The sequence below is a fragment of the Mycetocola zhujimingii genome, assembly GCF_003065425.1.
GTDB classification, from domain to species: Bacteria; Actinomycetota; Actinomycetes; order Actinomycetales; family Microbacteriaceae; genus Mycetocola_A; species Mycetocola_A zhujimingii.
The window spans coordinates 2,307,814-2,329,242 of the sequence record NZ_CP026949.1; the positions used below are offsets into that span (position 1 = coordinate 2,307,814).

21 protein-coding genes and 1 riboswitch are annotated in these 21,429 nt (G+C 66.4%); of the genes, 12 read left to right on the top strand and 9 right to left on the bottom strand.

What is annotated here, in order from left to right; genetic code table 11:
• Positions 1 to 35: 35 nt before the first annotated feature.
• Positions 36 to 161, bottom strand: a riboswitch (ZMP/ZTP riboswitch).
• A gap of 133 nt (positions 162 to 294) precedes the next feature.
• The 9 genes from C3E77_RS11030 (at position 295) to C3E77_RS11070 (ending at position 9,123) form a co-directional block, all read left to right on the top strand.
• The gene (locus tag C3E77_RS11030; RefSeq protein WP_162924984.1) at positions 295 to 1,845 is read left to right on the top strand and encodes a beta-N-acetylhexosaminidase; all 1,551 of its coding nucleotides are present in this window, start codon (positions 295 to 297) and stop codon (positions 1,843 to 1,845) included.
• Positions 1,846 to 1,947: 102 nt separating this feature from the next.
• Positions 1,948 to 2,844 carry an SIS domain-containing protein gene (locus C3E77_RS11035; RefSeq protein WP_234031195.1) on the top strand — a complete coding sequence of 299 codons (897 nt, stop codon included), beginning with the start codon at positions 1,948 to 1,950 and terminating at the stop codon, positions 2,842 to 2,844.
• Entirely contained in the window at positions 2,841 to 3,818 is a 978-nt protein-coding gene (locus C3E77_RS11040) for an ROK family protein (RefSeq protein ID WP_108391677.1), read from the top strand. The genes C3E77_RS11035 and C3E77_RS11040 overlap by 4 nt, the downstream gene beginning before the upstream one ends.
• Complete coding sequence (locus C3E77_RS11045; RefSeq protein ID WP_108391678.1) at positions 3,815 to 4,777, top strand: 1-phosphofructokinase family hexose kinase; 963 nt, start codon at positions 3,815 to 3,817, stop codon at positions 4,775 to 4,777. The genes C3E77_RS11040 and C3E77_RS11045 overlap by 4 nt, the downstream gene beginning before the upstream one ends.
• The gene (locus C3E77_RS11050; protein WP_108391679.1) at positions 4,774 to 5,643 is read left to right on the top strand and encodes a class II fructose-bisphosphate aldolase; all 870 of its coding nucleotides are present in this window, start codon (positions 4,774 to 4,776) and stop codon (positions 5,641 to 5,643) included. Before C3E77_RS11045 ends, C3E77_RS11050 begins: the two co-directional genes overlap by 4 nt.
• A complete protein-coding gene (locus C3E77_RS11055) occupies positions 5,630 to 6,418 on the top strand; it encodes a DeoR/GlpR family DNA-binding transcription regulator (protein WP_108391680.1) in 789 nt (262 codons plus the stop codon). Before C3E77_RS11050 ends, C3E77_RS11055 begins: the two co-directional genes overlap by 14 nt.
• Positions 6,412 to 7,581, top strand: a complete 1,170-nt coding sequence (nagA, locus tag C3E77_RS11060) for an N-acetylglucosamine-6-phosphate deacetylase (protein ID WP_418288079.1) — start codon at positions 6,412 to 6,414, stop codon at positions 7,579 to 7,581. The genes C3E77_RS11055 and nagA overlap by 7 nt, the downstream gene beginning before the upstream one ends.
• 126 nt (positions 7,582 to 7,707) lie before the next feature.
• Positions 7,708 to 8,307: a DinB family protein gene (locus C3E77_RS11065; protein WP_108391681.1), complete on the top strand. Its 600-nt coding sequence runs from the start codon at positions 7,708 to 7,710 to the stop codon at positions 8,305 to 8,307.
• A gap of 84 nt (positions 8,308 to 8,391) precedes the next feature.
• A complete protein-coding gene (locus C3E77_RS11070; RefSeq protein WP_108391682.1) occupies positions 8,392 to 9,123 on the top strand; it encodes a hypothetical protein in 732 nt (243 codons plus the stop codon).
• A gap of 40 nt (positions 9,124 to 9,163) precedes the next feature.
• Here the strand turns inward: C3E77_RS11070 and mnhG are convergent, their stop codons facing one another.
• The 7 genes from mnhG to C3E77_RS11105 form a co-directional block, all read right to left on the bottom strand.
• The gene (gene mnhG / locus C3E77_RS11075) at positions 9,164 to 9,592 is read right to left on the bottom strand and encodes a monovalent cation/H(+) antiporter subunit G (RefSeq protein ID WP_108391683.1); all 429 of its coding nucleotides are present in this window, start codon (positions 9,590 to 9,592) and stop codon (positions 9,164 to 9,166) included.
• A complete protein-coding gene (locus tag C3E77_RS11080) occupies positions 9,589 to 9,852 on the bottom strand; it encodes an MrpF/PhaF family protein (protein ID WP_108391684.1) in 264 nt (87 codons plus the stop codon). The genes mnhG and C3E77_RS11080 overlap by 4 nt, the downstream gene beginning before the upstream one ends.
• Complete coding sequence (locus C3E77_RS11085; RefSeq protein ID WP_108391685.1) at positions 9,852 to 10,433, bottom strand: Na+/H+ antiporter subunit E; 582 nt, start codon at positions 10,431 to 10,433, stop codon at positions 9,852 to 9,854. The genes C3E77_RS11080 and C3E77_RS11085 overlap by 1 nt, the downstream gene beginning before the upstream one ends.
• Positions 10,430 to 11,992, bottom strand: a complete 1,563-nt coding sequence (locus C3E77_RS11090; protein ID WP_108391686.1) for a Na+/H+ antiporter subunit D — start codon at positions 11,990 to 11,992, stop codon at positions 10,430 to 10,432. Before C3E77_RS11090 ends, C3E77_RS11085 begins: the two co-directional genes overlap by 4 nt.
• Positions 11,989 to 12,513 carry an NADH-quinone oxidoreductase subunit K gene (locus tag C3E77_RS11095; protein ID WP_108391687.1) on the bottom strand — a complete coding sequence of 175 codons (525 nt, stop codon included), beginning with the start codon at positions 12,511 to 12,513 and terminating at the stop codon, positions 11,989 to 11,991. Before C3E77_RS11095 ends, C3E77_RS11090 begins: the two co-directional genes overlap by 4 nt.
• Positions 12,510 to 15,257 carry a Na+/H+ antiporter subunit A gene (locus C3E77_RS11100; RefSeq protein WP_335583244.1) on the bottom strand — a complete coding sequence of 916 codons (2,748 nt, stop codon included), beginning with the start codon at positions 15,255 to 15,257 and terminating at the stop codon, positions 12,510 to 12,512. Before C3E77_RS11100 ends, C3E77_RS11095 begins: the two co-directional genes overlap by 4 nt.
• Before the next feature lie 208 nt (positions 15,258 to 15,465).
• Entirely contained in the window at positions 15,466 to 16,722 is a 1,257-nt protein-coding gene (locus tag C3E77_RS11105; RefSeq protein ID WP_108391688.1) for an MFS transporter, read from the bottom strand.
• A gap of 226 nt (positions 16,723 to 16,948) precedes the next feature.
• Here C3E77_RS11105 and purU point away from each other — a divergent pair, with 226 nt between their 5' ends.
• From purU to C3E77_RS11125, 3 genes are read left to right on the top strand one after another with little or no spacing between them, the layout of a single operon-like run.
• Complete coding sequence (gene purU, locus C3E77_RS11115; RefSeq protein WP_108393294.1) at positions 16,949 to 17,821, top strand: formyltetrahydrofolate deformylase; 873 nt, start codon at positions 16,949 to 16,951, stop codon at positions 17,819 to 17,821.
• Positions 17,822 to 17,872: 51 nt separating this feature from the next.
• Positions 17,873 to 18,226, top strand: coding sequence for a YrdB family protein (locus tag C3E77_RS11120; protein WP_108391690.1), 354 nt, complete (start codon positions 17,873 to 17,875; stop codon positions 18,224 to 18,226).
• Positions 18,223 to 19,575 carry an FAD-binding oxidoreductase gene (locus tag C3E77_RS11125; protein ID WP_108391691.1) on the top strand — a complete coding sequence of 451 codons (1,353 nt, stop codon included), beginning with the start codon at positions 18,223 to 18,225 and terminating at the stop codon, positions 19,573 to 19,575. The genes C3E77_RS11120 and C3E77_RS11125 overlap by 4 nt, the downstream gene beginning before the upstream one ends.
• A gap of 154 nt (positions 19,576 to 19,729) precedes the next feature.
• Here C3E77_RS11125 and C3E77_RS11130 read toward each other — a convergent pair whose 3' ends face one another.
• Together C3E77_RS11130 and nagB are read right to left on the bottom strand one after the other, a co-directional pair.
• Complete coding sequence (locus tag C3E77_RS11130) at positions 19,730 to 20,536, bottom strand: hypothetical protein (RefSeq protein WP_162924985.1); 807 nt, start codon at positions 20,534 to 20,536, stop codon at positions 19,730 to 19,732.
• Positions 20,521 to 21,300, bottom strand: coding sequence for a glucosamine-6-phosphate deaminase (nagB, locus tag C3E77_RS11135; RefSeq protein WP_108391693.1), 780 nt, complete (start codon positions 21,298 to 21,300; stop codon positions 20,521 to 20,523). The genes C3E77_RS11130 and nagB overlap by 16 nt, the downstream gene beginning before the upstream one ends.
• Between the last annotated feature and the right edge of the window lie 129 nt (positions 21,301 to 21,429).

Below are 21,429 nucleotides of genomic sequence, written 5' to 3' on the forward strand. Positions count from 1 at the left end.
GCTCCTTAAGACAGCGGCGGACAGAAGAGGTAATCCGTATCGACCCAGGCGTTCGGCCGAATCCGTGTCAGTCGCTCCCCGATGGTGACCATCCAGGCGCCGGACCCATAATCCGTTGGACGGTCAGGGCCAGGACCTTTACGCCAGTCGCGACACGGCAATGGTATCAGGATGCCGCAATGATCTGGACTGGCACCAAGCGCTGGCTACAGTGGACGGATGCCGTTGCCGGCTGCCCGTGAGGCGGACGGTGCGCAGCAGCATGAACACCGCAGTTCACTGATTGGATCCCAGATGAGACACCTTCCCGGCAGCATCGTTCCAGAACCCGTCACCCAGGTGACTCCGCCGGGTGCCGCGCCGTTTGTCCTCACCACGGCGTCCCGGATTGTGGCCACGACCGCGGCGGCACCGGTCGCAGACTACCTCGCGGCACTCCTGCGCCCGTCGACCGGGTTTCCACTGCCAATCATCGCGCCGATCGAAAGAGGCCCCGCCGGTGCCGATCGCGCCCCGACACACGACATCGTCCTGCACCTCGATGTCGCCGACACGCGGAATCTCGGAGCGGAAGGATACGCGCTCGAGACGTCAGCTGTCGGAGTGTTCGTCACCGCAGCCACTCCCGCCGGCCTTTTCTACGGCATCCAGTCGCTGCGGCAGCTCTTCCCGAGCCAGATCGAAGCCCGATCGGTCCAGTCGGCCGCGTGGGAAGCACCCGCGACCACGGTGACCGACCACCCGCGATTCTCCTACCGGGGGGCGATGCTCGACGTTGTCCGGCACTTTTTCGGCGTCGACGAGGTGTGCCGGTTCATCGACGTCATCGCGCTCTTCAAGATCAACGTCCTTCACCTCCACCTCACCGACGACCAGGGCTGGCGCATCACCATCGACTCGCACCCCGAACTCACGAGCATCGGCGGTGCCACAGAGGTTGACGGTGGCCCCGGCGGTTTCTACAGCAAGGATGACTTCGCCCGTATCGTCGAGCACGCTGCGCAGAGGTTCGTCACGATAGTGCCCGAGATCGATGTGCCAGGGCACACGAACGCGGCGCTCTCGTCGCTGCCGGAGCTCAACCCCGATGGGAACCCGGTGACCCCGTACACCGGCACCGAGGTGGGTTTCTCAACCCTCGACACGACGAGCGACGCCACCTGGGCCTTCCTCGACGACGTCTTCCGTGAGGTTGCCGAGCAGACGCCAGGCCCCTGGCTCCACTTCGGTGGTGACGAATCGCACGTCACACCCCACGACGCCTACCGGGAGTTCGTCGGCAAGGCGAGCCGGCTGGTCGCGTCGCACGGAAAGATCCCGATCGCCTGGCACGAGGCCGGGGCAGGCACCGACCTCGCACCGGGTACCGTCGGGCAGTACTGGAGCTCCCTCTCGCCCAACGAGATCGCCGTCGATCGAGCGCGCTCCTTCGTCCGGCAGGGTGGCTCGCTGATCCTCTCCCCCTCCGACGTGGCGTACCTCGACATGTCGTACGACGAATCGAGTCCCATCGGACTGTCGTGGGCGGATGGCCCGACGTCGGTGCGGGCGTCGTACGAGTGGGAGCCGACAGAGATTCTTCCGGACGCGTCAACTGCCATCCTCGGGATCGAAGCACCACTGTGGACGGAGACCGTGCGCTCGAGGGCTGACATCGATTACCTCGTGTTTCCCCGGCTCATCGCGGTCGCTGAAATCGCCTGGTCGGCACCTGCCACCGAGTCGCCCCGCCGCGTCTGGCCTGATTTCGCGGCACGGCTTGAGGCCCTCGAGCCGCACCTCACGGCGGCGGGCATCACGCCAGGCAAACAGGTGCGCGGCCACGACGTCGGCCAGGCGGTCTGATCACCTCGCCGAGCTTGCGCCGGGAGAGCTGTGCGATCGATAATGATTGTAAAGCGATAAATCAATCACTACCAATCACCGATACACGGAAACGGACGAATCGTGAACACTCAGACCGCCGGCGCGCACATGGCCGAAGAACTCCAGAGCCAGCCCGCGGTGTGGGCACAAGCCGTCGACCTGGTCGCTGAGCCGAAGCTTCTTCCCCGGGCGGGTGCGAAGGTCGCGGTCGTCGGTTGCGGCACCTCCTGGTTCATGGCGCAGTCCTACGCGGCCCTGCGGGAGAACGCCGGCCTCGGAGTGACCGACGCCTTCGCGGCGTCCGAAGCATTCGTCGACCGCGACTACGACGCCGTTGTCGCGATCACGCGTTCAGGAACAACGTCGGAAGTCCTCGAACTGCTCGGCGGCATCCGCGGCAAGGTTCGCACCATCGGAATCGTCGGTGACACGTCAAGCCCGCTCGTCGACGCAGCTGACGACGTAATCGCGTTGCCCTTCGCCGATGAGAAGAGTGTCGTTCAGACCCGGTTTGCGACCACGGCGCTGACCTTCCTCAGGGCGTCGACGGGCGCCGACGTCTCGCGGTCCATCGCTGACGCCGAAACCGCACTCACCGAAGAACTGCCAGAGGAACTCGTCGCCGCAGAACAGGTGACCTACCTCGGGCGGGGCTGGACCGTTGGGCTCGCCCACGAGGCGGCGCTCAAGATGCGCGAGTCGTCGCAGGCGTGGACCGAGTCATACCCGGCGATGGAATACCGCCACGGCCCGCTCGCCATCGCCGCTCCCGGCCGCGCCGTCTGGCTGTTCGGCGAGTTGCCGGCCGGGCTGGACGCCGACGTCGCTGCGACGGGCGCTCACTTCGAGCATTCATCACTTGACCCGCTCGCCGACCTCGTCCGTGCGCACCGGGTCGCGCTGGAGCGTTCGCTCGCCGCCGGCCTCAACCCCGACCTCCCGCGCAACCTCACCCGATCCGTCATTCTCGGCGCATGATCGAGACCGCTCCACCCGGCCAACTGGGCACCGGTCCCGCTGTCCTCGCGTTCGATGTGGGCGGAACCGACACCAAAGCAACACTGGTTGGCACTGACGGCAACCTGGTCGACACGGTCCGGGTACCGACACCGTACTCCGTCGACGGCACAGGGGACGCTGTGCTGGCCCAGGTCGAGACCCTGGCTGCCCGGTTCCGTGCCGCGCACCCGGACACGGACATCCGCGCGGCTGGGCTCATCGTGCCCGGCCTCGTCGACGACGAACGCGGAGTCGGTGTGTTCTCGGAGAACATCGGCTGGCGGGATGTGCCGTTCCGCTCGCTCACCGCCGAACGACTCGGCGTACCCGTGTACTTCACCCACGACGTCAGGGCAGCGGGGGCTGCTGAGTACCAGCTCGGGAGCGCCGGCCAGTATTCGAACGTGCTCGTCGTCGTGATCGGGACCGGCATCGCCGGCGCGGTCTTCGTCGACGGGAAACCGTACTCAGCTCACGGCTATGCGGGTGAAATCGGGCACTCAGTGGTCAGCCCCGGCGGGACCCCGTGCGCCTGCGGCGGTCGCGGCTGCCTCGAGGCGATCGGGTCGGCGGGGGCGATCAGCCGGCTGTATCGCGCTGGTCAGCCCGCAGGCGATCACGTCGACGGCCCTCTCGGCGCTCGCGAGGTCCTCCAACGGGCACAGTCGGGTGACCTCCTCGCGCAGCGGGTGTGGTCGGACGCGACGGATGCCATCGGCCTGGCGCTCGCCCAGAGTGTCGCACTGCTCGCTCCAGAGGCCATCGTGCTCGGCGGCGGACTCGCCCAGGCGGGCGATGCCCTCTTCGAACCGGTCGCCGAACGGATGAACTCCTTCCTCACCTTCCACAGGCGGCCGGTCCTCCTCCCGGCGACGGTCGGCGAAAATGCGGGGCTTGTCGGTGCTGCCCTCGGCGCCCGCGGCATCCTCGACCCATCGGCCCTGGCCCCGTGATCGTCACGGTCACGCCGAACCCGGCCGTGGATATCACCCTCACGGTCGGCCACCTGGACCCCGGGCATACCCACCGGGTTGCACCGGGCATCCGTCGGGCAGGCGGCAAGGGTCTCAACGTGGCGAGGGTCCTGACGCGGATGGGTTCACAAGCACTCGTCGTTGCGCCGGTCGGGCACAATGACCTGGACTGGTTCGGCTCGGATCTCGGGCGCATTCCGTTCAGCCTCGTCGAGGTTCCCGGAAACGTGAGGCAGTCGACCGCCATCGTCGAACCGGACAGGACGACGATCATCAACGAGACGGGCGTTGGCGTCGATGCGGAATTCTGGGCCGAGCTTCTCGCCGCCGTCACCGGTCGGCTGACCGACGCGACCTGCCTCGTCGTCTCCGGAAGCGTCCCGCCCGGATGCCCTGACACCCTCTACGGTGACCTCGTCGCCGCCGGCCGGGCCGCGGACATTCCCGTCATCGCGGATGCCACGGGCACGCAGCTGCGCAACGCAGCCGTTGCCGGGGCGACGGTTCTCAAACCCAACGCGAGTGAACTCCTCGACACCACAGGTGAATCGGATCCGGTCGCCGGCGCACGCGCACTCCAGTCGATGGGCGCAGGCCTCGTGCTCGTGTCACTGGGCGAAGCCGGCATGATCGCTGTTCCCGCGGACCCGGCGGAACCCGTGCTCGCGGCGAGGCTCGGCCGCATCCTCACCGGCAACCCGACGGGTGCTGGTGACGCGGGCGTCGCCGGAGTGGCAGCGCTCCTCGCCCTGAACCCCCGCGCACACCTCGACACACGGGCGATCCTCGCGAGGGCGACAGCGTGGTCGGCCGCGGCCGTACTCGAACCCATCGCCGGCGAGATCGACCCGGCACGAATCGCCGACCTCGAACGAGAGATCACCATCTCCGCATACGAGGGCCAGGCCACGACAGACACGCAAAAGAGAGAGTCATGACACTCGAGACAACGAGAACCCTGATCGACGACGCCTACCGAAACGGGACGGGCATCGGCGCGTTCAACGTGGTGTCGCTTGAGACGGCCGAGGGTCTCGTGTCGGCGAGTGAGCGCGCCGGTCTCGGTGTCATCCTGCAGATCTCGGAGAACTGCGCCCGCTACCACGGCTCGCTCGGACCGATCGCGCGTGCGACGCTCGCCCTCGCCGAGGCCGCGTCGACGCCGGTCTCCGTCCACCTCGACCACGCGGAGGATGAGTCGCTCGCACGGGAGGCCATCGACCTCGGTTTCAGTTCGGTGATGTACGACGGGGCGAAGCTCGAGTACGCCGACAACGTCGCGGCGACCCGGAGGGTGGTCGAGGCTGCCCACGACGCCGGCGTCTACGTCGAGGCCGAGCTGGGCAAGGTCGGCGGCAAGGACGGGGCACACGCCCCAGGCGTCCGCACCGATCCCGTCGAAGCCGTCGCCTTCGTCGCCGATACCGGGGTCGACGCACTCGCGGTCGCGGTTGGCTCCTCACACGCGATGATCGACCGCGTGGCATCCGTCGATCTCGACCTGATCGCGGCGCTACGGTCGGCGCTGACCGTGCCTCTCGTGCTGCACGGCTCGTCGGGGGTCGCCGACGCCAACATCGTTGCGGCCATAGGCTCCGGGATGACCAAGATCAACGTATCGACCCACCTCAACGGCTTCTACACCCGCGCCGCGCGCGCGGTGCTCGACAATGACGACGCTATCGTCGATCCTCGCAAGTACCTCACTCCGGCGCGAGAGAGCCTGAGCCAGGAGGCGCAACGGCTCCTGACACTCTTCGCGCGCGGGATGGCCACGACGGGAGCACTCCATGAACCGCGATGAGCGACTGCGCGCTGTACTCGACCTGCTCGCTGAAAACGGCCAGGTGGAGGTCGATGACCTGACCGCGTCACTCGGGGTCTCCCCCGCGACGGCTCGCCGCGACCTCGACACCCTCGCGCGGCAGCAGTTGCTCACGCGCACCAGGGGTGGCGCCGTCGGTAATTCCGTTGCGTACGACCTGCCGATCAGGTATCGGAACGAATCGAACGCCGAAGCCAAGCAGCTGATCGCACACGCGGCGAGCGCCCTGGTTCACCGCGGCAGCGTCGTCGGTTTGTGCGGGGGTACAACGGCGACTGCGATAGCGACGGTACTGTCGACGCGATCCGACCTCTCGGAACCGTCACCGGAGCCGAGCCTCACGATCGTGACCAACGCCGTGAACATCGCAGCCCAGCTCGCTATGCGCCCGCAGTTCAAGGTGGTCGTCACCGGCGGAGTGGTGCACCCGAGATCGTACGAACTCGTCGGACCGTACAGTGACATGGTTCTCGAGGGAGTCGCGCTCGACCTGGCGTTCATCGGGGTCAATGGCGTCGCTCCGGAGCACGGCGCCTCGGTCAACGACGAGTCGGAGGCACACATCAACCGGCTGATGGCGTCGCGGGCTGCCCGCGCGTTCATGGTGGCAGACTCCACCAAGATCGGCGTTCGGTCGTTCGCGACGGTTGGCGGGGCCGAACTGTTCGGCGGATTCATCACCGACGAGGGAATCACCTCCGAGCAGCGAAGCGCATTCACGGCCGACGGCATCGACGTTATCGTTGCATCGTGACCGAACTCGCTCCAGCGCCCATCGACCTCGTCATTCACTCAGCACGGCTCGTCACCGGTGGGCAGGTCACGACAGACGCATTCGTGGCGTTTTCCGGTGACGTCATCGCCGCCGTCGGCACCGGCCAGGAGTGGGCGGCCCTCAACGCGGCCGAGACCGTGAACGCGGATGGCCTCACCCTCACTCCCGGCTTCATCGACATCCACGGGCACGGTGGCAATGCGCGGTCATTCGATGACGGCGCCGACAGCATCCGCTCGGCCCTCGAGGTTCACCGCAGCCACGGTACGACCCGATCCGTTCTGTCTCTCGTGACAGCAACGGTCGACGACCTCGTCGATCGTGTCGGCACGATCGCTGATCTCGCCGAGGCCGATCCGACGATTCTCGGCTCTCACCTCGAGGGGCCTTTCCTCGACGTCGCCAGGCAGGGTGCCCACAACGCTGAGCTGCTCCGCGCGCCGGATCCCGAGAGCATCGAACGCCTCGTGACAGCGGCTCGAGGCACGCTCAGGCAGGTAACTCTCGCCCCCGAGCTGCCGGGAGGCCTCGACGCCATCCGGCAATTCGCCGAAGCGGGCGTCACGGTCGCTGTCGGGCACACCAGCGTCGACTTCGAGGGCGCCCTCGAGGCGTTCGAGGCGGGTGCGAGCATCCTCACCCACGCGTTCAACGCGATGAACGGCATCCATCACCGGGCACCGGGACCGGTCGCGGCCGCGACCTCCTCGCCGTCGGTGACGCTCGAGATCATCAACGACGGGGTGCACGTGCACCCCGAGGTGGTGCGGATGGCATTTGCCGCTGCTCCCGGCCGGATCGCACTCATCACGGATGCCATGGCCGCCGCCGGGTCGGACGACGGCGTCTACCAGCTCGGTTCGCTGTCGGTCACGGTGACCGACGGGGTCGCCCGGCTCACCGACGGGAACTCGATCGCCGGATCGACACTCATGCTCGATGAGGCACTGCGGCGCGCGGTGTCCGACGTCGGCATCGAGCTCACGGATGCCGTCAGAGCGCTCACGACGACGCCTGCCCGCGCGATCGGACGTTCCAGCGACCTCGGGCAGCTCGCGCCTGGCTTTGTCGCTGACGCCGTACTTCTCGACGATGACCTCGCCGTCGTCGGCGTGTGGGCAGCGGGCGACCGGGTCGCCTAGCGCCGAGACCATCGGTTCCGGTCGAGAACACGCCGCGCACCTGATGCGCTCGCCCGAAAGTGATGCGCTCGCCCGCCGGGCCCATCGCCCGTGCAGTGACGATGCCCGCTGTGCAAGGCTGTCGTCATGCCGCTCACCGACCCCAAGGATGACCTCGCCATCTACCTGCAGCGCGCCAGGGAGGCGCTCCTCTGGAAACTCGATGGTGTGTCAGAGTACGACGTTCGCCGCCCGCTGGTTCCGACAGGTACGAACCTGCTCGGCCTGATCAAGCACATTGCCGGCGTCGAGGCGGGATACCTCGGCGAGACCTTCGGGCGCCCGTTCCCCGAACCGCTGCCGTGGATGGACGACGATGCCGAACCGAATGCCGATATGTGGGCAACGGCAGACGAATCGCGTGAATCGATCATCGCGTTGTACCGGCGTGTGTGGAAACACTCGGATGCCACCGTCGCGGCCCTCGAACTGAGCGCGGTCGGGCGGGTTCCCTGGTGGCCCCCGGAGAAGAACGAGACCACCCTGCACCGGATCCTCGTGCACCTCGTCGAGGAAACCAACCGGCACGCGGGCCACGCGGATATCGTCCGTGAACTCATCGACGGGTCCGCGGGACTCAGGGCGGGCACATCGAACCTGCCGGAGGAAGACGAGAGCTGGTGGGCTGGCTACGTCAACCGGCTCGAGCAGACCGCGAGGGCCGCAGCCGATCGCGCGGCGAACTGACGCGCCAGCCGGTCCGGATCCGGCCCGGCAAGGCGCCCTCCCACGACGCCGGCGGCCGGTAGCGTACCGGGAACGGAGGTGAAAATGCAGGCTCCTGACCCGATCGTACCGGCGGCAGACGTCCCTGACGTTCCCGTGATCGTGCTCCTGGCGAGCGCGCTCCTCGGTCCTGCCGCCTGGGAACCGGTCGAGCGCGAATTGCGCTCACGGGGATACGACGTGGGCATTGCTCCGCCCTCCGACGAGGCAGACCCCGTCACTCCGACCGATGCAGCCCTGAGCTACGCGACCGCGGTGCCCGCCGACCGCCGGGTCATCCTCGTCCCGCATTCCAACGCGGGCAACTTCGTCGCGACGCTGATCGACATCCGGGTCGTGGCCTGCGTAGTCTTCGTCGACGCGGTCATTCCTGTGGAATCGGGTATCCAGCCGCTCGCGCCGCCCACCCTGCTCGACCGGGTCGAACCGCTCGTCGACGACGACGGCCTTCTTCCCGTGTGGACTGACTGGTTCGACGAGGAAGACATCGCCCGGCTCTTCCCAGACCCGGCCACGCGGTTCCACATTGAAGCGCAGCAACCGCAGCTTCCCCTCAAGTTCCTGCGCGGCGCACTCAGGATCGACCCGGGCTGGGACACGACGCCGGCCGGCTACCTCGCCTTCGGCTCGACCTACGCCGATGACGTTGCCCGAGCCCGTTCCCGCGGGTGGCCGGTCATCGAACTGGACGGCCGCCATCTCCACATGCTCGTTGACCCTGTCGGGGTCACCGACGCGATCCTCGAGCTCGTCAGTCGTACTGCGCCAGAGCCCTGAGACCGCCACCGCCTGCGCATGCCGTCGGCGCGCGTCCCGTCTACCTGTCCGATTCGCCAGCGGTCCTGTCAGCAGACTCGTCGGCGGCCCCGGCGTCGGGATCCGCCGCCGTCCTCGCCCGCTCGATCCGCTCGACCCGGTCGGCGAGTTCATCCCGGATCAGCAGGTCGCGCCGCAGGTGATTAGACCGGTACGCGGCCCGCGCGACCATGTGCGCGGTGATCGGTGCTGTCAGCCCCTGGAAGATGATGATGGCCGTGAGGAGAGCGAAGGTCGCTATCCGCGGGTCGTTCACGGCGACACCGGCGCACGCGCACATGAGGCCGAGGATCTGCGGCTTGGTCGCGGCGTGAAGCCGGGAGAGCACGTCGGGGAACCGGAAGAGACCGATGCCCGCTGCCGCACACATCAGCGCGGAAACCATGACGAGCGTGATGGTGATGATGTCGCGAACGCTGTCCCAGATCATGTCTCGTCCTGTTTCGCCATGAATCGAGCGAAGCTCACCGATCCGAGAAACGCGAATGCCGCGAGAACGAGGATGACGGGGAGCGTCTCGGTGTGCTGGTTGAAAGCCATCTCGCTCCCGAGCACACACATGACCGTCGCGACGAAGACATCCGAGGCGATGACACGGTCGAGCAGGCTCGGCCCCTTGATCACGCGGTAGAGGGCGGCGACGGCGCCAATACTGAAGAGCACACCGGCGATGATGATCGCAATCTGCATCAGGAGCTTCCTCCCGTGTTGAATCGGGTCAGGTGGTTGGGCTGGCGCACCCGCCAGACGTCATCCTTCGACCCGATAGCCATGACCAGTCGTTTCTCCGTGGCGAAAACCTCGTTGCGGAACTCCTCGAGGTCCTCCTCGGTGCGCACGTTGATGACGTGGACGTAAAGCACGGACTCCTGACGGTCGACGTCGACAACGATCGAACCGGGCACGAGCGAGATGGCTTCGGCGGTGAAGGTCATGATCAGGTCAGACCGGGTGTCGAGCGGAATCGCGATAACGGCGCTCGACGGCTTGTACCTCGGGTTGATGACCAGCCAGGCCACGTCGATCGACGCCCGCGCGATGTCGATGATGAGCCGGACGAAGAACACCAGGAGATACCAGACATTGACCCGCCCGCTGAGATCGATCGCCGGCAGGTAGAACATCAGCGAAATGACAACGGCCAGGATCACGCCGGTCACGACCGTGAGCACCGTCACCTGTCCCCACATGAGGCACCAGAGGACGACAAGCCCCCCGAGCAGCACGAACTGGCTGACGGCCCTGATGTGGTGTCCTGAGTCTGAACTCATCGCACACCCCCGGGGAACACGGCCTCAACGTAGGTGGAAGAGACCTCGAAATCGGATGCTGTGCGCTCGGCGAAGTCGAAGAGCGGACCGGCGAAGAGGGTGAGAGACACGGTAAGAGCAACCATTCCGGTGGTTGCACTGAGCATCAGGGCGGGGACGCGCTTTGACATCACGGTGACGCCCCGGTCCTCCGGGCCCTCCGCCAGCGACGTCAGCAACGGGGACGAGTAGCCCTCGACCTCACTCTCCGACCGCCAGAACGCCATGTTCCAGACTCTCGCGAGCGCGTACAGCGTGAGCAGGGAGGTGAGCGCTCCCGCGGCGATGAGCACGTATGACAACGGCGTACCCAGCTCGACGCCGGCCTCGAACAGGCCGATCTTGCCGAGGAATCCCGAGAATGGCGGGATGCCGCCGAGGTTCATCGCTCCGATGAAGAACAGCACAGACACGAATGGGGACGCCTTGAGGATGCCGCCGAGCCGGTTGATCGAGGTCGTCCCGCCGATCCGTTCCACGAGTCCCGTCGCGAGGAACAGGGTCGTCTGGACGATGATGTGGTGGATGATGTAGAAAATCGTCGCCGCCAGTGCGGCCTGGCTCCCGATGGCGATGCCGAAGATCATGTAGCCGATGTGGCTGACGAGGGTGAATGACAGCAGCCGCTTGATGTCCGCCTGCGCCAGGGCGCCGAGTATCCCGATGAGCAGTGTGAGGAGGGCGATGATCATGAGCGGAACGTCGATATCGACGTCGGTGAACATCACGGTGTCGGTCCGGATGATGGCGTAGACGCCGACCTTGGTCAGCAAACCGGCAAACACGGCCGTTACGGGCGCCGGTGCTGTTGGATACGAGTCAGGGAGCCAGAACGACATGGGGAACACTGCCGCCTTGACGCAGAACGCGACGAGGAGCGAGATGCACAGGATGAGCTGCACATCCATGGGCAGGTCGCGGACCCGCTCGGCGATGAGTGCGATGGTGACCGTGCCGGTGGCCGCGTAGATGAAGGCGATCGACGCAAGGAAGATGATCGACGACGTGAGACTGATGATGATGTACGTCACGCCGGCGCGGATGCGCGCACCGGTTCCGCCGAGCGTCAGGAGCACATAGCTCGCCGAGAGCAGCATCTCGAACCCGACATACAGGTTGAACAGGTCGCCGGCGACGAAGGCATCGAACAACCCGGCCGACAGCACGAGGTAGGTGGGATGGAAGATCGTGACCGGTGTGTCCCGGTCACCATCGGCGATGCCCTGTCCTGCGGCGAAGACGAGCACGCCGAGAAGCATGAGCGCGGAGATCAGCACCATGATCACGGCGAGCCTGTCGGCAACGAGGACGATACCGAACGGGGCATCCCACGCACCGACATCGACGACGACAGCGCCGTGCCTGTCGACGTGGACGAGCAGGATCGTCGCCAGCACGGAGACAGCGCTGAGCGCGACGATACTGACCGCGACCTGCACGCGGCGGTAGGCGCTGAGAACCAGCGCGAGGGCGGCCGCGAAGAGGGGGATCAGGACGATGAGGGGCAGGATCGCGGTCATGTGCGTTTCCCCTCGTCGTTCGTGCCTGTGTTTGTCGAGCGATCCGAGCCGGATGGATCATCCGGGTCCCCAGGGCCGTCGGGATGTTCATCGCTCGCCGCGAGGAGTTGCTGAACCGCGGCATCGTCGAGGTCGACGGCGTCGAACGTCGCCTCCGTCAGCGCCTGGGTGTCCTCGGTGTGCTGGTCGGGTACGACGTCGCCCTGGTCGCCGAGCTGCGCGAGCCACCACGACCGATAGATGAGGGCAAGCACGAACGCCGTGATTCCGAAGTTGATCACGATGGCAGTCAGCATGAGAACCTGCGGCACCGGGTCGACCATCGACTCGTCGGCGGCCGTACCGGTAACGATCGGCGCGGTACCGCTCGGCCCGCTGACGAGCAGGATGAGAAGGTTGGTGGCGTTGCCGACGAGCATGAAGCCGATGAGCACCCGCGTCAGCGAACGCTCCAGCATGACGGTGATCCCGACCGCGTAGAGAATGGCCATGAGGATGATGAGTGTCAAGGACGCGGTCATCGCACTGCCTCGCTCTCGGAGAAGTCGTCCTGCGCTTCGCCCGAGAGGTCTGCGTCTTCCTGCTGGCGGTCGATCTCAGCGCCGAGGCTGCGGAGGATGTCGAGCGTGAGGCCGACGACCACGAGGTACACGCCGAAGTCGAAGATGGTCGACGAACCGAACGACAGGTGCCCGAGAATCGGCACGTCCGCCTCGAGGTAGACCGACTGCAGTGCCGCGCCGCCGAAGAACATCGAACCGATCGCCGTTCCAACGACGAGAGCGAGACCGAGTCCGAGGATCTTGCCGGCGTCGACGGGGATCGCCTCGGCGAGCTCGTACCGGCCCCCGGCAAGGTAACGGGCGACGAGCGCGAGCCCGGCGAGCAGTCCACCGGCGAACCCACCACCCGGCGCGTTGTGCCCGGCAAAGAGGAGGTACACCGACACCACGATTGCCGGGTGGAAGAGCAAACGGATGAGGACCTCGAGCAGGACTGACCTGTGGTCGCGGGCGAGCGTCCGGCCGGCGAGCAACCAGCTCATGCGGTTCGAGCTGGCCTCGGGGCCCGGTGCGAGCGGGTCGACGACCACGCGGCGGCGATTGCGTCCTCGGCGCTGCTGCCTGGAGCCGGAGAGGCGCGGAATCGGCCCCGTCCTGCCCGTGACAAACAGGAGGCTCGCGATTCCCGTCGCGACGACGACGAGTACCGCGATCTCCCCCATGGTGTCCCACGCGCGAATGTCGACGAGGACGACGTTGATGATGTTGAAACCGTGAGCGCCTTCGACAGCGAGCCTCGGCCATTCGGTACCGATGCTCTCGGCCTGCCGCGCACCGAGCGCGATGAGCGCAACGACAGCCATGGTGAGTCCGACGGCGATACCGATCGCCGCACGGAGAATCCTCCCCACCGGCTTGTTCCGCTGGGCGATTTTGGTCGGCAGCCTGCGCAGGACCAGGACGAACACAACGAGGGTCACCATCTCGACGAGGGCCTGCGTGAGCGCGAGATCGGGTGCGCCGTGCAGCGCAAACAGGGCGACCATTCCGAAACCTGTGGTTCCGACCAGCAGCACCGCACTCATCCGCTGCTTCGCCCTGCCTGCCATCACGGCCGCCGTCGCAATGGCAACAGCAATAAGGACCTGCTCCGGGTAATCCCACCAACGGATGCTGTCTGGCCAGGTCCGGTTCATGGCGGACGCAACCCCGAGGGTCAGCACGTAGACGACAAGGATCGTGCCGAGGTACTGGGGCAGCCCGCCGCGCTGGGCGAAGATCGTCGTGCGAGCAGACAACCGATCGATGAACTGGACGATGAGCCAGTAGCCGCGTGAGCTGTCGAACATGGGCGACACGGCATCCTGGGCCCTGGCCACCCACTTGCGCCGGATGAACAGGACGACACCGAGCAGCACCACGACCGCCGACACAGCGAGTGCGGGTTCGAAGCCGTGCCACAGCGCGAGGTGGTACTCCCCGTGACCCGGCATGGTGTCGGCGTATGGCTGGAGGAAAGGGTCGACGGCGGATGCACCGAGACCGAGGGCGATCGTCGCAGCCGCGAGGATCGCGGGAGCGGTGAGAATGCCCCAGCCGTCAGAGTGCAGGACGGTCGGCGCGCGATCCGGCCGAGTGCCGAACGCGCCCCAGAAGAAACGGATGCTGTATGCGACGGTCAGCACGGAGCCGACGGCGGTCCCGACGAGCGCGACCCAACCCCAGACGTCGCCCGCTCGACCGGCTTCGAGGAACGCCGTGAAAACAGCTTCCTTCGCCACGAAACCGAAGAGGGGCGGGATTCCGGCCATCGATGCAACAGCGATGAGGCTGATTGCCGCGAGCATCTTTGATTGCCTGCCGATGCCGGAGAGTTTGCGCCAGTCGCGCGTGCCTGCCCTGTGGTCGATGATGCCGACGACGAGGAAGAGCGCTGCCTTGTAGATGGCGTGGGCGACGAGCAGCGCGGCACCGGCTATGGCCGCGTCGTATCCGCCGAAGCCGACGATGACCATGAGGAAGCCGAGCTGGCTCACCGTGCCGTAGGCGAGGACGAGCTTGAGGTCGTACTGGCGGAGCGACCGCCAGGCGCCGACGAGCATCGCCAGCACTCCGAGCGAAACGAGCACCTCGACCCAGCCAGGGGTATCCGAGTAACCGGGAGCCAGGCGCGCAACCAGGTAGATACCGGCCTTCACCATCGCGGCGGCGTGGAGGTATGCGCTCACCGGCGTTGGCGCTGCCATCGCGGCTGGGAGCCAGAAGTGGAACGGGACGATCGCCGACTTGGAGAGCGCTCCGACGAGGATCAGGAGGATCGCGACGGTCGTCGCCGGCGACCTGAGGCCCTGGTCGACGATCGAGGCGATGGATGTCGTTCCGGCCTGAACACTGATCATCACGACGCCGATGAGCATCACGAGTCCGCCGAACGTGGTGACGAGGAGCGCCTGGAGCGCGGCACCTCTGCTCTCCTTGCGATCGACGTAGTGCCCGATGAGCAGGTAGCTCAGCACGCTCGTGATCTCCCAGAACATGAACATCACGATGATGTCGTCGGCGGTCACCAGGCCGTACATCGTGCCGGCGAACGCGAGCAGGAGAGCCGCGAACCGGCCAAGGCCCGGTTCGTCGCTCGAGAAGTACCTGGCGCAATAGACGAGGACCAGCCCACCCACGCCGGTCACGATGAGAGCGAGCAGCCAGGCGAGGGTGTCGACCCGGAATGACAAAGCAATGCCGAGCTGAGGGATCCAGGGGATGGTCTCGACGACGGAACCGCCAGCGAGAACCGTTTGGCGTCTGGGTCAGGGTGTAGGCGAACGCGCCGAACGGAAGCAGCGAGATGACGTAGAAGACCCGTGTCGACAACCACTTGGTGAGGATGTTCGTGGCGCACGAAACCGCGAAGAAGGCCAGCAGGAGAAGCGCCATGGAGGTCTCTCGGGTTTGGATCGATTGGTCTTCAGTTTAACCGACGGAAGAGGACTCCCCGACCGGTCGTTCGTCCCGCTGCCGTGACCGGCGCCTGGTGAGCTGGATGGTGAGGACAATAATCACGAGCCCAAGCAGGGTCAGCGCGACGTTCGCAACCGGAAGGAATCCGACACCCTTCCAGTCAAGCAGGACGGCACCGACAAGCGCTCCGCCGCCGATCCCGGCGTTGAACGCGGTCGTGTAGAAGGCACTCGCGGTATCCCGGATCCGAGGGCTTGCCGTGTGCAGCATCCTCGTCTGCAGGAGCGGGGCGATCAGGCCGAACGCGAGCCCCCAGACCAGCAATGCGAGTCCCGACAGCCACAGCGTTGACGTCGACAGCGCCATCACCGTGACGGCGATGGCCGTTGCGCCCAGCGCAGTAATAAGGCCGAGCGATGTCCGTTTGGCGAAAACCGTGCTCGTGAGCACGAGTCCGACCGCGCCCGCTCCCCCGTAGATGAAGAGGGCTGCGCTGAGGTGCTCCGGCGCGAGGCCCATGCTGTCGGTGACGAACGGCGCGATGAAGGTGTAGAGCGCGTAGTGGCCGATCATGACAATCGCGACCGTGACACAGATCGCCGCGACCGGAAGAACCGTCGGGTCCCGGCGCGGTTCCGAATCGAGCCGGGGGACCACGGGCTCCCGTTCCACCTTCGGCAGCCAGCGCAGCACGGCGAGGGCGCCGAGACCGAGGGCGATGGCGATCGCCGCGAAGGCCCAGCGCCACCCGATCGACTGGCCGAGAACCGTGCCGAGTGGAACACCGAGAACGAACGCGAGGGTTCCACCGCCGAGCGTGATCGACACGGCTCTGGCGATCTGTTCCTTGGGCACCAGGTGTGCGGCGTACGCGGGCACGAGCGCCCAGAACAGGCCGTGCGCGAGGCCACCGAGTATCCGGGATGCGACGACGAGTTCGTAGGTGGGCGAAATCGCCGTGAGCAGGTTGCTGAGACCGAGCACGGTGAGGATGCCGACCATGAGCGCGTGTCGCGGCAGGCGAACCGTCGCCGCGGTGAGAGGTGCGCTCGAGATCACGACGGTGAAGGCGAAGAAGGTCACGAGCAGGCCGACCTGCGACGGCGTGACACCGAGGGAGCGGCTCATCTCGGGCAGAAGCCCGGTCGGGATCATCTCGCTCGAGACCGAGAGGAAGACTGTTGCGGCGAGCGCGATCAGGCCGACCCAGGGGAATGGGCCGGCGGCAGGCGCGGCGGCGCGCGGATGTGAAACGGAAGATGTGGTCATCGGGGGTGTCCAATGATGGCGTTCACTCGATCGGCTCAGCGGCAGGATCCGAGTTCGTCTACGCGCTGATGTGCGCGCCCAGGGCCGACGGGAATGCGCCGACCACGATCGAGTCTACCCGAGAGCGCAATCGCGCAACCCTGCAGGCTGCCGCAATGTACGGCGTCCGTCACACAGCGCGACAACGCACGGTGCAGCATCCGTCACGCGTTAACCTTGAGGAGTGATCACAGCTTCCGCACACCACGAACCTCAGAACCACTGGGTCCTCACCTTTGTCTGCAGCGACCAGCCCGGCATCGTTCACGCGATCAGCGGGGCCGTCGTCGCCGCCAGGGGCAACATCACCGAGAGCCAGCAGTTCTCGAGCGCGGACACCGGGCGGTTCTTCATGCGCCTGCAGGTGGAATCACCGGGCAGCCGCGAGGACTTCGAGGCAGCGATAACCCCCGTCACCGAGCACTACGACATGACCTGGCGCCTCGACGTCGTTGGGCGGCCCCTTCGCACGCTCGTACTCGCGTCGACAGCGGCGCACTGTGTCAACGACCTGCTGTTCCGCCAGCGGGCTGGACAGCTTCCCGTCGAGATTCCGCTCGTGCTGTCAAACCACGGCACCCTGCGCGACCTCGCTTCCTTCTACGGCGTTCCGTTCGAATCGATCCCGGTGACGGATGCCGCGTCCAAAGCGGCCTTCGAGAAGCGCATTCTCGACGCGGTCGACGAGTTCGACATCGAACTCGTCGTCCTGGCGAGGTACATGCAGATCATCTCCCCCGAACTCTGCGAGCGCCTCGCGGGCCGGGCCATCAACATCCACCACTCCTTCCTCCCCGGATTCAAGGGAGCGAACCCGTACCGCCAGGCCCACGCCCGCGGCGTGAAGCTCATCGGCGCAACAGCCCACTTCGTGACGAGCGACCTCGACGAGGGACCGATCATCGAGCAAAACGTTGTTCGGGTCGATCACTCGCGGAGCGCGTCTGAGCTCGTCGCGATCGGCCAGGACGAGGAGAGCCGCACGCTCACCCAGGCGGTCAAGTGGTTCGCTGAAGACCGGGTGCTGCTCGACGGCGCTCGCACCATCATCTTCAAGTAGTCACGCGGCCGACCTGCGGCCCGACGCCATGGCCCCGCCTAAACTGGAGGGGTGTCAGATACCTCGCAGCCCTCAGTAACGCCCAACGACATCCTCAGGCTCTTCCTCGAACTCTTTGCGATAGTGTCTCTCGGCATCTGGGGCTTCCTGGCCTGGTCGCTGCCATGGAACTTCGTCATCGGGATCGGCGCTCCGGTGATCGCCATCCTGCTGTGGGGACTCTTCCGTTCCCCCCAGGCGGTCTTCCACATCGACCCGTACGGCAAGGCACTCATCGAACTCGCCGTCATGGGCGCGGCCGCACTCGCGTGGTGGGACCTGGGAGTCCCGTTCGTTGCCCTCGTCTTCGGCGTCGTCGCTGTCATCAGCGGCGTGGTGAACGGCCGGCGCGAGTTCAGCCGATGAACGTCGTCGGCCAGCTGGTCGCCGCGCTTGGCACCGCCGTTGTGACGGATGCCGCTGCGCTGGCGCTCACGCAGGCCGACAGGTCCGGCCACGTGTCGGCATCCGCCCCTCTCGCCGTGGTTCATGCGATGTCGGTGGCCGACATCGCCACAACGCTGCGCATCGCCAACGCGACGGGAACGCCCGTGGTCACGCGTGGCGCTGGCACCGGCCTCGCCGGTGGGGCCATCGCGTCCGGCGGCGAGATTGTGCTCTCGACGCTCGCCATGGACCGCGTGCTCGAGATCAACCCGGCCGACCAGCTCGCGGTGATCGAACCGGGCATCCTCAACGGTCGTTTCAACGAGATCCTCGCTGAGCACGGATTCTGGTTCGCACCGGACCCCGCGTCAAAGGCGATCTCCACCGTCGGCGGGAACATCGCGACCAACGCGGGTGGCCTGCTCTGCGCCAAGTACGGCGTCACGCGCGACGCGGTGCTTGGCCTTACCGTTGTCCTCGCCGACGGCGAGGTACTCGAGCTCGGTCACCGCAGCGTCAAGGGCGTCACCGGCCTCGACCTCACCGCCCTTTTCGTGGGGTCGGAGGGGCTGCTCGGTGTCATTGCCGGCGCGACAGTGCGCATCCGGCCACTCGTCGCCGGTGTCGTCGCGACGATCGCCGCCTATTTCCCGACGGTGACGGATGCCGCTGCCGCGTCCGCTGGCATCACCGCCGCCGGAATCCAACCAGCGGTAATGGAGATCATGGACGCGGCGTCGCTCGAGGCCACGGCTACCCTGCTTGCCCTCCCCTCCGTCTCCACCGGCGAGGCACACCTCGTCGTGCAGACCGACGGACCGGCCGCTGCGGCGGAAGCGGAGGAAGCGCTTGGCATCATCCTCGCGATGGGCGGGCGGGCGGAACTGTCGACGGATCCCGTCGTCGGCGAGCAGCTCCTCGCCGTTCGCCGGGCCATGCACCCCGCGATGGCGCGGCTCGGAACCACCCTGATCGAAGACGTCTCAGTCCCCCGGAGCGCACTGCCGGCGATGTTCGCGGAGATCGTGCGGATCGAGCAGGCGTACGGCATCCGGATTCCCACCGTCGCCCACGCCGGGGACGGCAACCTTCACCCCAACTTCATCTTTGACGGCCCTGAGGTTCCCGACCTGATCTGGCGCGCGGCCGACGAACTCTTCGGAGCAGCGCTGAAGCTCGGCGGCACCCTGACCGGTGAACACGGCATCGGGATCCTCAAGAAACGCTGGCTGGGCGATGAGCTGGGCGAGACCCAGCTTGAACTTCAACGGCGCATCAAGGCGGTTTTTGACCCGAACGGCATCCTCAATCCAGGCAAGGTCTTCTAGCGCGCCACCTTCCGCCGCCACGCTGCGCCCGCACTCCCTCGAGAACATCAGTTCCGGTCGAGCGCATCGGTTGCGCCGGGTGTTTTCGACCGGAACTGATGTTTTCGGCCTCGGCCGCCCCGACGGGCACCGGCTCCGGTTCCGCGCGAGTCGGCTAGCGCGCCACTTCCCAGGCCACGAGCTGCTCGACACTCTCCGGGGTTGTGTCACCGATGAGGATGCCTCCGGGCGCGGACAACGGCGCGAACCCCGCTGCGGTGGCGACTTTCGGGTGGGCGTCGAGAATCACAAAGCGCCCCTCTGACGCCGTGTTGAGCGCGGCAGCGACGATCCCAAGCAGGTGAGCGTCGAGCTCTTCCCACATCAGCGCTTCACCGGGCTGAGCCAGTTGTCCATCTGGCCCGACCGCGTTGTCCTGCATCGCCCAGGTGAGCACGCCATGAACCGGACCGCTGATGGTGGCGGTCATCGGCTCATCGCCGTCGACATCCCAGATAACGCCCGACTCCCGGCCGGATTCGTACCGGGTGAGGTAGCGGATCATTTGGGGGTCGAGAACGCCACGCTCGACGCTGAACGGCAGGATCACCAGCTGGTCGATGACGCGCGGGTCTCCTGCCATCGCGAGCTCGAGAAGGGAGACCTCACCGCGCTGGTAGCGCTCAGCGGTGCGCTGGCCATCGACATCGCCAGGCTCAAGCGCGAAGACGCGGGAGTCGGTGAACAGGACCACCGTGTCGACGTTGAGGGCAGAGCGCGCCACCAGGAGCGGCCCGGCGAGAGCGTCGAGGGTGGGCAGCGCGAAAGCGAAGACCTGGCGGCCACCGCTCCAGCCCTCGATGAGAATCGACCAGTCCGACTGGGAGTCGCCGATCGCTCGTTCGCGGCGCATCCGGGCGCGCGCAGCCAGTTGCCCAGGCGAGAGCAGGTCGACCACGATGTCGCTCAAATCCCCTGCCACTCTGGCTTGTTGTCGAACGTGTACCTGTAGTAATCGGCGAGCCTGAGTTTCGACGCAGCCGCTTCGTCGACGACGACCGTCGTGTGCGGGTGCAGCTGGATCGCCGAACCGGGAAGCATCGAACTCAGCGGTCCCTCGACCGCTGCGGCGACAGCATCCGCTTTGCCCTCGCCGAACGCGAGCAGCACGAGGTGCCTTGCCCGCAGGATGGTGCCGAGGCCCTGCGTAATGCAGTGCATGGGGACCTGGTCAGGAGAGTCGAAGAACCTGGCGTTGTCTGAACGGGTGCGCTCGGTGAGCGTCTTTACCCGGGTGAGGGAGGCGAACGACGATCCCGGCTCGTTGAAGCCGATGTGACCGTCGGAACCGATGCCGAGGATCTGCAGGTCGACCCCGCCAGCCTCGTGGATCGCTCGCTCGTAGTCCGCACCGGCGGACCGGATGGTTTCGGTCGCTCCGTTGGGAACGTGAATCCGCTCCGGCACCAGTCCGAGCGGTTCAACGACCTCGCGGTTGATCACTGATGTGTAGCTTTCGGGGTGGGACGCCGGCAGCCCGACGTACTCGTCAAGGGCGAAGGCTGACACCTTGCCGAGGTCGATATCTCCGACTCGCGCCGCAAGCGCCTCGTACACCGGCAGCGGTGTCGACCCTGTGGCGAGGCCGAGAACCGCATCGGGCTTCGACGCGATCAGCGACAGGATGGCATCGGCCACCAGATCGCCAGCGGCGCGGGAATTTTCGACGATAACAACTTCAGCCATGGACTCACATTCTTCTTTGGTGTGCGGGTATAACTGCTCACAGTCTGCCATGCGGCGCGGTATCGCTTCTGCGGAGAAGCCAGTGGCAGCACGAGTTCTCCCATACTCACGCTGATACAGTCGAGTCGA

Coding starts and splice junctions, on each gene's coding strand:
- C3E77_RS11095 (WP_108391687.1), bottom strand. CDS start 12,513: ATGACCGCGTCCTTGACACTCATCATCCTCATGGCCATTCTCTACGCG.
- nagB (WP_108391693.1), bottom strand. CDS start 21,300: ATGGCTGAAGTTGTTATCGTCGAAAATTCCCGCGCCGCTGGCGATCTG.
- C3E77_RS11105 (WP_108391688.1), bottom strand. CDS start 16,722: ATGACCACATCTTCCGTTTCACATCCGCGCGCCGCCGCGCCTGCCGCC.
- C3E77_RS11055 (WP_108391680.1), top strand. CDS start 5,630: ATGAACCGCGATGAGCGACTGCGCGCTGTACTCGACCTGCTCGCTGAA.
- C3E77_RS11125 (WP_108391691.1), top strand. CDS start 18,223: ATGAACGTCGTCGGCCAGCTGGTCGCCGCGCTTGGCACCGCCGTTGTG.
- C3E77_RS11085 (WP_108391685.1), bottom strand. CDS start 10,433: ATGAGTTCAGACTCAGGACACCACATCAGGGCCGTCAGCCAGTTCGTG.
- C3E77_RS11080 (WP_108391684.1), bottom strand. CDS start 9,852: ATGCAGATTGCGATCATCATCGCCGGTGTGCTCTTCAGTATTGGCGCC.
- C3E77_RS11065 (WP_108391681.1), top strand. CDS start 7,708: ATGCCGCTCACCGACCCCAAGGATGACCTCGCCATCTACCTGCAGCGC.
- mnhG (WP_108391683.1), bottom strand. CDS start 9,592: ATGATCTGGGACAGCGTTCGCGACATCATCACCATCACGCTCGTCATG.
- C3E77_RS11090 (WP_108391686.1), bottom strand. CDS start 11,992: ATGACCGCGATCCTGCCCCTCATCGTCCTGATCCCCCTCTTCGCGGCC.
- C3E77_RS11040 (WP_108391677.1), top strand. CDS start 2,841: ATGATCGAGACCGCTCCACCCGGCCAACTGGGCACCGGTCCCGCTGTC.
- C3E77_RS11070 (WP_108391682.1), top strand. CDS start 8,392: ATGCAGGCTCCTGACCCGATCGTACCGGCGGCAGACGTCCCTGACGTT.
- C3E77_RS11050 (WP_108391679.1), top strand. CDS start 4,774: ATGACACTCGAGACAACGAGAACCCTGATCGACGACGCCTACCGAAAC.
- C3E77_RS11030 (WP_162924984.1), top strand. CDS start 295: ATGAGACACCTTCCCGGCAGCATCGTTCCAGAACCCGTCACCCAGGTG.